A 1030-nucleotide genomic window follows, 5' to 3' on the forward strand; every position below is an offset into this window, starting at 1 on the left:
AGCACGCCCATCTACGAGGGCCGGTACGCATGGTCCGATGGCTGGCGTATCGGAAAAGTGAGCAGACTGCTATCAGCAGACGAAGCCGCAGAAATACGTGGCGTTCGCTGTCCGGGTGCGAGCAAAAGCCCGGCAGGCCGGATCGTGGTCATTAAATGGCGGCAAGTGAACCGCACCCGGTGGCACTTCGCGTTGTTGCACACAGGAACAAACATTGCTCCGGGAGACGAGGTCTATTTCAACGCTCTGGGCTGCGACGTACATCCAGTTGCACGTTCAGATGTTCTCCCTCGGTAGGCGCACAGTCACACGGGCCCATCACAAGTCAGCCGGCGCAGTCACGAGTCTTGTGCCCCTCTCATGTCCATCTTCGGTCATTCGGGAATTTTGATGACGACGTGGGCGCGACCCATGCGCAGGCTTCCTTTATTTCAGAAACGTCATCCACACCTCATCTTCCGGTCGGTCCCTGTATCCCAAACTCCTCTTCACCACGACGTGCACCGATTCTTCGAGCCGCGTGAGGCCGTCAGCTGGGCTGACGTTTTAATCACCGATGAGGAAAGAAAGACGATGTCCAAAAAAATGATTGTGTCCATCCTGGTCGCTGCTGCAACGCTGGCTTCTGGGATCACTTTTGCAGCGCCTGGCGGCGAGGACGTGCGTTCCCAAGTGTTGACCACCCGGGCGCAACCAGAGGATGGCAAGACGCGCTACTGGAGCCATCCTAGGTTGGGCTTGGTCAAGGTCGATGCCGCAGGCCGCATGCTCACGCCGCGATCGATCGCAGACGACGCAGCACGATCCGCTGCCCCTTCTGGGAGCCCTTCGTCGCGTGGGCGTTGATGTGTCCTGGTGGTGTGTGAAGCACGCTATCGATGCATCTGGCTCGCCATGAAGATGATGCTTCAGCATCATTTTCTCTGATCGAAAGTTGACCTTGCCCCTGTTTCGTGTAGTTCTTAACCCACGATTCACGCGGCCTTTTTGCGCTGTGCCTCGTACCAGCGTTGTTCGTACTGCATCGGGC

General features: G+C 57.7%; 1 protein-coding gene. It reads left to right on the forward strand.

The genetic code is table 11. The features are described 5' to 3' along the window. The first annotated feature begins 360 nt into the window (after positions 1–360). Complete coding sequence (locus DBR23_RS29445) at positions 361–846, forward strand: hypothetical protein (protein WP_133246268.1); 486 nt, start codon at positions 361–363, stop codon at positions 844–846. Positions 847–1030 lie beyond the last annotated feature (184 nt).

Source organism: Acidovorax sp. HMWF018, from assembly GCF_003061035.1.
In the GTDB taxonomy this organism is placed as follows: Bacteria; Pseudomonadota; Gammaproteobacteria; order Burkholderiales; family Burkholderiaceae_C; genus Acidovorax; species Acidovorax delafieldii.